This window comes from Phenylobacterium sp., assembly GCF_016793225.1.
Classification (GTDB): Bacteria; Pseudomonadota; Alphaproteobacteria; order Caulobacterales; family Caulobacteraceae; genus Phenylobacterium.
This window is the reverse complement of the sequence record NZ_JAEUMN010000177.1, coordinates 1-7,385: the sequence shown is the minus strand read 5'-3', so window position 1 is coordinate 7,385 and position 7,385 is coordinate 1. Positions and strand designations below refer to the sequence as shown.

10 protein-coding genes are annotated in these 7,385 nt (G+C 70.0%); 5 read left to right on the top strand and 5 right to left on the bottom strand.

Features of this window, described 5'->3' with window-relative positions:
- The 3 genes from JNK30_RS20690 to JNK30_RS20680 all read right to left on the bottom strand — a co-directional run.
- A partial coding sequence (locus tag JNK30_RS20690) for a hypothetical protein (RefSeq protein ID WP_293485275.1) occupies positions 1-225 on the bottom strand: 225 nt, incomplete at its 3' end.
- A gap of 145 nt (positions 226-370) precedes the next feature.
- Positions 371-1,579, bottom strand: coding sequence for a cytochrome P450 (locus JNK30_RS20685; protein WP_293485273.1), 1,209 nt, complete (start codon positions 1,577-1,579; stop codon positions 371-373).
- Between the two features lie 76 nt (positions 1,580-1,655).
- Positions 1,656-2,549, bottom strand: coding sequence for an alpha/beta hydrolase (locus JNK30_RS20680; RefSeq protein WP_293485271.1), 894 nt, complete (start codon positions 2,547-2,549; stop codon positions 1,656-1,658).
- A 274-nt stretch (positions 2,550-2,823) separates the two neighbouring features.
- Between JNK30_RS20680 and JNK30_RS20675 the strand changes: the two genes are divergently transcribed.
- The 3 genes from JNK30_RS20675 to JNK30_RS20665 all read left to right on the top strand — a co-directional run bounded on the left by JNK30_RS20675 (position 2,824) and on the right by JNK30_RS20665 (position 4,148).
- The gene (locus tag JNK30_RS20675; RefSeq protein ID WP_293485270.1) at positions 2,824-3,168 is read left to right on the top strand and encodes a PadR family transcriptional regulator; all 345 of its coding nucleotides are present in this window, start codon (positions 2,824-2,826) and stop codon (positions 3,166-3,168) included.
- Complete coding sequence (locus JNK30_RS20670; protein ID WP_293485268.1) at positions 3,165-3,293, top strand: hypothetical protein; 129 nt, start codon at positions 3,165-3,167, stop codon at positions 3,291-3,293. The genes JNK30_RS20675 and JNK30_RS20670 overlap by 4 nt, the downstream gene beginning before the upstream one ends.
- A 93-nt stretch (positions 3,294-3,386) precedes the next feature.
- Entirely contained in the window at positions 3,387-4,148 is a 762-nt protein-coding gene (locus JNK30_RS20665) for a hypothetical protein (protein ID WP_293485266.1), read from the top strand.
- A 154-nt stretch (positions 4,149-4,302) separates the two neighbouring features.
- Here the strand turns inward: JNK30_RS20665 and JNK30_RS20660 are convergent, their stop codons facing one another.
- Positions 4,303-4,488 carry a hypothetical protein gene (locus tag JNK30_RS20660; protein ID WP_293485264.1) on the bottom strand — a complete coding sequence of 62 codons (186 nt, stop codon included), beginning with the start codon at positions 4,486-4,488 and terminating at the stop codon, positions 4,303-4,305.
- 489 nt (positions 4,489-4,977) lie between these two features.
- Between JNK30_RS20660 and JNK30_RS20655 the strand changes: the two genes are divergently transcribed.
- Positions 4,978-5,859, top strand: coding sequence for a cell wall hydrolase (locus tag JNK30_RS20655; protein WP_293485262.1), 882 nt, complete (start codon positions 4,978-4,980; stop codon positions 5,857-5,859).
- A gap of 186 nt (positions 5,860-6,045) precedes the next feature.
- Here the strand turns inward: JNK30_RS20655 and JNK30_RS20650 are convergent, their stop codons facing one another.
- On the bottom strand, positions 6,046-6,867 hold the full coding sequence (locus tag JNK30_RS20650; protein WP_293485260.1) for an SDR family oxidoreductase: 822 nt from the start codon (positions 6,865-6,867) through the stop codon (positions 6,046-6,048).
- A gap of 56 nt (positions 6,868-6,923) precedes the next feature.
- On the opposite strand from JNK30_RS20650, the gene JNK30_RS20645 reads away from it, so the two are divergent.
- Positions 6,924-7,385, top strand: a 462-nt coding sequence (locus JNK30_RS20645; protein WP_293485258.1) for a DUF1003 domain-containing protein, incomplete at its 3' end; no start/stop codon positions are given.

Genomic DNA, 7,385 nt, shown 5'->3' with positions numbered 1-7,385 from the left:
GGCCTCGGCCTGCTCGCGGTCGAAGCGCTGCTTCAGGAGGACGACCTGGCCGACGGTGCGGGCGAAGGCGTTGGCCGTGCGGCCGCAGCGTTCGAAGCCTTCGATGTCCTGGCCCTCGGCGGCATGGGCCATGAGGCCCCTGGCGAGTTCAACGCCCTCGACGCAGGCGTCGAGGACGCGCGCCAGGGCGGCGTCCATGCGCTCAGGGGTGAGGGCTTCGGCCATGGAGAACAAAAGTAGAACATCTAGCCGCCAAAGTCAAGCTTGGCGGCTTGGCGGCGCCGTTTGGGGGTTTGCTTGAGGCGCGGAGTCTATGGGTCCCGGTTTTCGCCTGTGGCGAAACCGGGATGACAGGTCGGGAGGGGGGCGGTCAGGTTTCGACGATGAGGCGTTCCAGGCCGCGGAAGCCGGGGAGGGCGCGGTAGGTGAGGGCCTGGTCGGCGAGCTTCAGGGTCGGGAAGCGCTGGAACAGCTTCCAGAGCGCGACTTGGCCCTCCATGCGGGCCAGGGGGGCGCCGATGCAGATGTGGGCGCCGCCGCCGAAGGCCATGTGGGGCACATGCTTGCGGGTGATGTCGAAGCGGTCGGGGTCCTCGTAGACCGACGGGTCGCGGTTGGCGGCGCGCAGCGAGTTGATCAGCGCGTCCTTGCAGGCCACCGGCGCGCCGCGGATCTCGAGGTCGCGCGAGGCGATGCGGCCGGTGATGCTGATCGGCGGGTCGTAGCGCAGGATCTCCTCGACGGCCGGCGCGACCAGCCTGGGGTCGGCGCGGAGCTTGGCGAGCTCGGCCGGGTGGCGCAGGAACGCCAGCACGCCGTTGCCGATCAGGTCGGTGGTCGTGAGGTTGCCGCCCACCAGCAGGCTCTGGAGGTTCACGCTCACCTCGCTGTCGGTCAGCTCCGCGCCCTCGGCCTGCAGCTGGACCATGTCGGTGATGAGGTCGTCGCGGGGGGCCTTCCGGCGCTCGGCCATGGCCTCGGCGAAGAAGGCGTCCAGGGCGGTGGCGGCGGCGGCGAGCTGGGCCTCCTCCGCCGGCGTCCGCATGGCGTTGAGCGACTGGATGATGCCCTCGGACCACTCGCGGAATTCCCGCAGCCGCGACTTCTCGATCCCCAGCACGGCGGCGATGACGAGAATGGGCACGGGCACGCCGTAGTCGGCGATGATGTCGAAGGAGGGCCGGTCCGAGAGGCCGTCGAGAACCTCGTCGACGATCACCTCGACCTGCGGCTTCATCCGGGCCGCGCGCTTGTAGAAGGCCTGGGTGAGGGGGCCGCGGACCCGGGCGTGGTCCGGGTCGTCCATGAACAGGATGGTCTGCGGCGCATCGCCGGAGGCGGCGGCGCCCCGGTTGAAGAGGGCGCGGGGGTTGCCGCGCGCCGGGTTCCGCCAGAGCGAGCGGTCGTTCACGACGGCGCGGACGTCCTCGTATCCCGTGAGCACCACCGCCTCGAGCACCGGGTCGTGGCGGACCGGGCATTTCTCCTGCAGCTCGGCGAGCCGAGGGTAGGGATCGGCCCGGAACTCGGGATCGATCTCCAGGAGCTGAAGTCCGGTGGGGAGCTGCTGCTCGGACATGGCCGATCTCCGTGACGCCGGCGTCAAGTTTGGAGCCGCGCGCCGCCGAGTCAACCGATGCGCGAGGGGGAAGGACCTATCTTCGCTGGTCGAGCCAGCCGCGGATGGTCTTGTTCACCTGGTCCCGGGCGTCGTGCTGCACGAAGTGCGCGGCCTGCGGGAACATGACGACCGTGGTGTCCGCGTCGACCCAGTTCCACGTGCCCGCATGGCCGGCCGCGTTCAGGGCGGTGTCCTTCATGCCGTGGATGACCAGCACCGGGACCTTGATCCGCGGCGGCGCCGGCGGGGGCGCGGCGCCCTCGCCGACCCCGCGAGGATAGTTGGCGCGGTAGTAGTTCATCATGGCCGCGAAGTCCGACCGCCTGAACGCCTCGACGTAGCCCGCCTTCGCCTCCGGATCGCGCACCCACCCCGCGAGGCCCTCGGCGGTCAGGCTCTTCTCGGAGCCTTCGCGCTGGAAGTTGCGGGCGTACTGGCTGTTGCGCTGCTGGTCGGCGTTGGTCGCCAGCTCGCGGGCCATGCCGGCGGGGTGCGGCACGGACAGGATCACCAGCTTGTTGACGAGATCCGGACGCGCGAACGTCGTCTGCCAGGCGATGGCGGCGCCCCAGTCGTGGCCGACCACGGCGGCGTTCTTCTCGCCCTCGGCGGCGATCACCGCGGCGACGTCGCCGATCAGGTTCGGCATGGCGTACGCCGCCTCGCCCTGGGGCTTGTCCGAGAGGTTGTAGCCGCGCGTGTCCAGGGCGGCGGCGCGGTAGCCGGCCTTGCTGAGCTCGGCCATCAGCGGCTTCCACGTGGCCCAGTAGTCCGGGAACCCGTGGATCAGGACCACCAGCGGACCCTTGCCCTCCACGACGTAGTGGATCTTCACGCCGTTGTTGGTCGCGTACCTGTCCTGGGGCGCGGCGTGCGCCGCGGCGGCGACCAGGAGCGCGGCGAGGAACGCCAGGGCCTGCCGGATCATCGTCCCCTCCGTTTTTCGTTTACGACGTAGAGTAACCGCGACACGGGCGGCTGAACAGGTCCGACCCGTAGTGGCGTGCTGACGGGCAAGCTCGGGCGGGTTCGGGGCCCGTGTGCGAACTGAGCCTGTCGGCGTGCGGCCGCGTTCCCTTCCCACCGCTCGCTCTTCGGCGAGCGGTCCCCCCTTCCCGCAGGCGGGAAGGGAAGGTGGGAGATACCTAGCGCCACATAGTATGTGCTGGACACTGTGTATCGCACAGTGTATGTCGCCCAGTATGCCGACCGACGCGGACATCTTCGAAACCCTCCGGCAGGAGCTTCGCCGCGGCTCGCTGATCCTCGCGGTGCTCGGGCAGCTGCAGCGCGAGCACTACGGCTACACGCTGCGCAAGGCGCTGGCCGACGCCGGCGTGGAGATCGAGGAGGGGGCGCTCTACCCGATGCTGCGCCGGCTGGAGTCCCAGGGGCTCCTGACCAGCGAGTGGCGCGAGGAAGAGCGGCGCAACAAGCGGTTCTACCGGCTCTCGACCGACGGCCGTGCGGTCCTCGACCGCCTGGTCGCGGAGTGGTCGGCCCTGAACGCCTCGGTCGACTCCATTCTCAAGGACGATGGCAGATGACACAGCCTGACGACCTCATCGAACGCTACCTGGGCGCGATCGCGCGCCACCTGCCGGAAGGCCAGAAGGGCGACGTCACCGCCGAACTGCGGGACGTGCTGCTGAGCCAGGCCGAGGAGGAGTAGGCGCGCCTGGGCCGACCGCAGACGCGGGAGGAGCGCGAAGCCCTGCTCGTCCGCTTCGGACACCCGCTGACGGTCGCGGGCCGCTACCGGAAGGTGCAGCACCTGATCGGGCCCGAGATCTTCCCGTTCTGGTGGGCGGCGATCAAGGCGACGACGGCGGTGATCCTCGGGATCTGGGCCGTGCTGGTCATCCTCGTCCTGATCGGGGGCGAGCCCGTGGCCACGGCGCGCGGGACCGACGACCCCTCGCTGGTAGGCGTCCTGGTCTTCGCGTTCGGGCTGATCACCCTGGTCTGCGCGCTGATCGAGCGGTTCGGGAAGACGGCGTTGCTGCAGAAGTGGAAGCCGGCGGAACTGCCGCCGCCCGAGGGCAAGAGCAAGAGCCGCTTCGAGCGCGCGGTCGAGATCGGGATGAACGTGGTCTTCATGCTGTGGTGGATCGGCGCGATCCGGTTCAGCCCGCTGCTGCCGGAATACCGGATGAGCATCGAACTGGCGCCGATCTGGGACGAGGTCTTCTGGCCGATCCTGATCTACGCGGGCCTCGACGTGGCCGCCAACGTCTTCGCGCTGGTCCGGCCCGGCGCCACGGCGGTGCACCGCGCGGTGTCCCTCGTCCACAATCTGCTGGGCGTCGCCCTGCTCGGGTACGTCTACCAGGCCGGACACTGGCTGGTGGTCCGGTGGGACGTCTGGACGCCGGAGGTCCGCGCGCAGGTTCAGGCCAACTTCGACGTAGGCATGCGGATCGGCATCGCGGCGACGATCCTGCTCATGCTGTCGCTGGCCGCGTTCGACGCGTGGCGGCTCTGGCAGATCCGGCAGGCGCGGCAGGGGTCTCCGGCGACCGTCTGACCGTCGGTCAGAACGCGCCGTGCGCGGCGTTGGCGGCCACCATGATCACGCTCATCAGCGTGGCCATGGCCAAGATGAGATGGCGCATGCTGCGCTCCCGTTCCTCCTGGGAGCTACGCAGCAAGCTTCGGGCCAGATGCGCCGGGCGGGGCGACTAGTTCTTGTCGTCGGCCGCCTTGGAGACCGCCGTGCCGATGCCTGCGCCCGCGGCTGCGCCGACCGGCCCGGCCACCACGGCGCCGGCGACCGCGCCGGTGGCGGCCCGCTGCTCGGTGTTGTGACCGCAGGCGCCGAGGGCCAGCGCGGCGGCGGAGAGGCTGAGGGTCAGGAACGCACGCATGTCGGTCTCCGGGGCGGGAACGACCCTAGAAACAGCTGAGCCTGCGGAGGGTTCCGCGAGATCTTCGCGTCTCAGGCGTAAGGTAAACGGACATGGTTTCAGAAGACTTCAGCATTACTTGAAGAACCTGTGCAGATCCTCAGGCGTTCGCGAGAAAAGGCGAGGGTTCTCAGGCAGCTGCGCCATTTGCGCGACTCGGCGTCTCCTGCGGCGTTAATGCTGCGATGCAAAAAAGTCTTGCCAGCGGCGCTTCGACGATTCATAAGCCCGCCATCATTTGCCGTCGCCTGACCCACAACGGAACTCGGGATCAGGCTTAGCCGGCGGACGCTGCCAGCATGAGCGGGGGCGGCGCCGGCACTGGAATCCGCAGAGTCGGACTCCGGGGCGACAAGTCGGGGGGCCGTTCGCCCTCGCCGTTGAGGACCGTCAGTCTTGCAGTTTGGAACATGGATGCGCGCCGAGCGGCGTGCGCCGATAAGCGCCGCATTGATCGGCCTGGGCGTCGGCCTTGGCCTGGGCGCAACCTATCTCGTCGCCGGCATGGGCGATCGCGCGGCGGATTACGCGCATGCCCAGCGGATGACCGAGGCCGCGACGCGCGGCTACGCGGGTTCGCACCTGGAAGCCGAGGGCGCCGGGCTGCGCACCGGTCTCCAGCTTTACGGGCTGCGCGATCCCGTGGATGCGCTGAACGTCGGCCATCTCTTCGGGGCGAAGCGGCCGGAGCCTGCGAAGGCGGGCAGGCGCGCCGATCTCGAGTGCCTTACCCAGGCCGTCTACTACGAAGCGCGCGGCGAGAGTTCGCGGGGCCAGTACGCCGTCGCCCAGGTGGTGATGAACCGGGTCAGGCACCCGGCCTTCCCGAAGAGCGTCTGCGCCGTGGTGTTCCAGGGCGCCGGGCGGCGGGGCTGCCAGTTCAGCTTCGCCTGCGACGGCTCCATGCGGGCCCGGCGCGAGGCCGAAGCGTGGGCCGAGGCCCGCCGGGTGGCCGCTCGCGCGCTGGCCGGGGCGGCGCTGGCCGACATCGGCTCGGCGACGCACTTCCACACCACCGCGGTGTCGCCGATCTGGGCGCCCCAGATGCTGCGCGTGAGCCAGGTCGGCATGCACGTGTTCTACCGCTTCTCGCCGCGCAAGGCGCGCTCGGCGCCGGTGCTGGCCAGCGTGGAGAAGGCCGTGCTGACCTCGGGCCCGTTGCCCGCCGGGCAGGCCCAGCCGGCGGCGGAGAAGGCCATCGAGGCCTCGCTCGAGCCGGCGGCGGCCGCCGCGCCCATCGAGATCAAGGCCAAGCCGGCCGCCCCGCCGCCGCCTGCGCCCGCGGCCGAGGAAGCCAAGCTCTCGCTGCCGCAGACGACCGGGGCCTTCTAGGGTTCGGCTCCGGACTCAAGATCCGGTCATCCCGGCGAAGGCCGGGATGCAGATGGAATGGCTCAGATGCGGGGTTCCGCAGGCTCGGAGCCCCTCCAGCCACGATCTCGCACCTGGATCTGGGTCCCGGCATTCGCCGGGACGGTCGGAGCTTGTTGAATTCGCTGATCGAACTGAGTTTGGATTCTACAGCGCCTCGGCCTGCCGCCGGAGCCGCCGGCGGACGAAGCCGGGGGCCAGCCGGTTCAGCCACCCGATCTGGCGGGCCTGGCGTCCCACCAGGTGGTGCAGCGACGGCTTGCCGTGCACCGCGGCCCAGACGGCCTCGGACACCTCCTCGACGGGGTAGATCGGCACCTTCTCGCTTCGCAGGGAGACCCGCAGGTCCTCGTTCCCCGAGAAGCGCGCCTTGTCGAGCAGCGGGGTGTCGATGAACCAGGGCATGATGCACCGGACGCCGACGCCCACTCGGGCGAACTCGCCTTCGAGCGCTTCCGACAGGCCGCGCACGGCGAACTTCGTCGCCGCGTAGACGGCCATCCGCGGCGCGGCGATGACGCCGGCCACCGACGCCACGTTCACGACCATCGACCCCGACGTGGCGCACAGCAGGTCGAATGCGGCCTGGCAGCCGTTGAGCACGCCCTTGAGGTTCACGTCCACCTGCAGGTCGACCTCGTCCGGGCTCTGGGTCTCCAGATAGCCGCCCCTGGCGACGCCGGCGTTGTTGACCAGGACGTCGAGCCGGCCTTCCGTCCGCGCGGCGAAGGCGGCGAGCTCCCGCTTCCAGCCGCTGCGGTGGCGGACGTCGAGCGCGCAGGTCATGCCGTTCTCGGCGCCGATCGCCTCGAGCGCGGCGGCGAGACCCTTGGCGTCGATGTCGGCCAGCCCGACGAACCAGCCGCCGGCGGCGAACCGGCGGGCCGTCGCGAGGCCGATCCCGCTGGCCGCGCCGGTGATGAAGATCGCGCGACGGCCGTCCGCCTGCGCTTTGCCGCTTGCCGCCATTCGAACGCCCCCGGAAGCTGACGCCGTGTAGCTTACGTGCGGCCGAGGAGAAACGGATGACGACCGATACGCGCGATCAGCTGGCGAAGGACCTCCTGGGCCGCCGCTACGAGGAGCTCAATCACGTCCAGCGCAGCGTCATCGACCTGATCCACACCGAGGCCCCGACCGACGTCTCGGACGAGCTGAAGGTCGACGATCGAACGCCGGGGCAGAAGCTGGCCGACCGGGTCGCGGCCGTGGGCGGCTCGTGGTCGTTCATCGGGGGCTTCGGCCTGGCCCTGGTGCTGTGGATGGGCTGGAACGTCGTCACCAAGGGTGTCGGGCTCGCCTTCGACCCGTTCCCCTTCATCTTCCTGAACCTGATGCTCTCCATGCTGGCCGCGATCCAGGCGCCGATCATCATGATGAGCCAGAACCGGGCCGCGCAGCGCGACCGGGAGGCGGCCGAGCACGACTACATCGTCAACCTGCGCGCCGAGCTGGAGATCATGCACCTGCACGACAAGGTCGACGCC

What these genes read in the sequence shown, in the direction of transcription:
- JNK30_RS20685 (WP_293485273.1), bottom strand. Translation starts at nt 1,579, where the DNA reads ATGTCCGAGCAGCAGCTCCCCACCGGACTTCAGCTCCTGGAGATCGAT.
- JNK30_RS20680 (WP_293485271.1), bottom strand. Translation starts at nt 2,549, where the DNA reads ATGATCCGGCAGGCCCTGGCGTTCCTCGCCGCGCTCCTGGTCGCCGCC.
- JNK30_RS20675 (WP_293485270.1), top strand. Translation starts at nt 2,824, where the DNA reads ATGCCGACCGACGCGGACATCTTCGAAACCCTCCGGCAGGAGCTTCGC.
- JNK30_RS20670 (WP_293485268.1), top strand. Translation starts at nt 3,165, where the DNA reads ATGACACAGCCTGACGACCTCATCGAACGCTACCTGGGCGCGATCGCG.
- JNK30_RS20660 (WP_293485264.1), bottom strand. Translation starts at nt 4,488, where the DNA reads ATGCGTGCGTTCCTGACCCTCAGCCTCTCCGCCGCCGCGCTGGCCCTC.
- JNK30_RS20650 (WP_293485260.1), bottom strand. Translation starts at nt 6,867, where the DNA reads ATGGCGGCAAGCGGCAAAGCGCAGGCGGACGGCCGTCGCGCGATCTTC.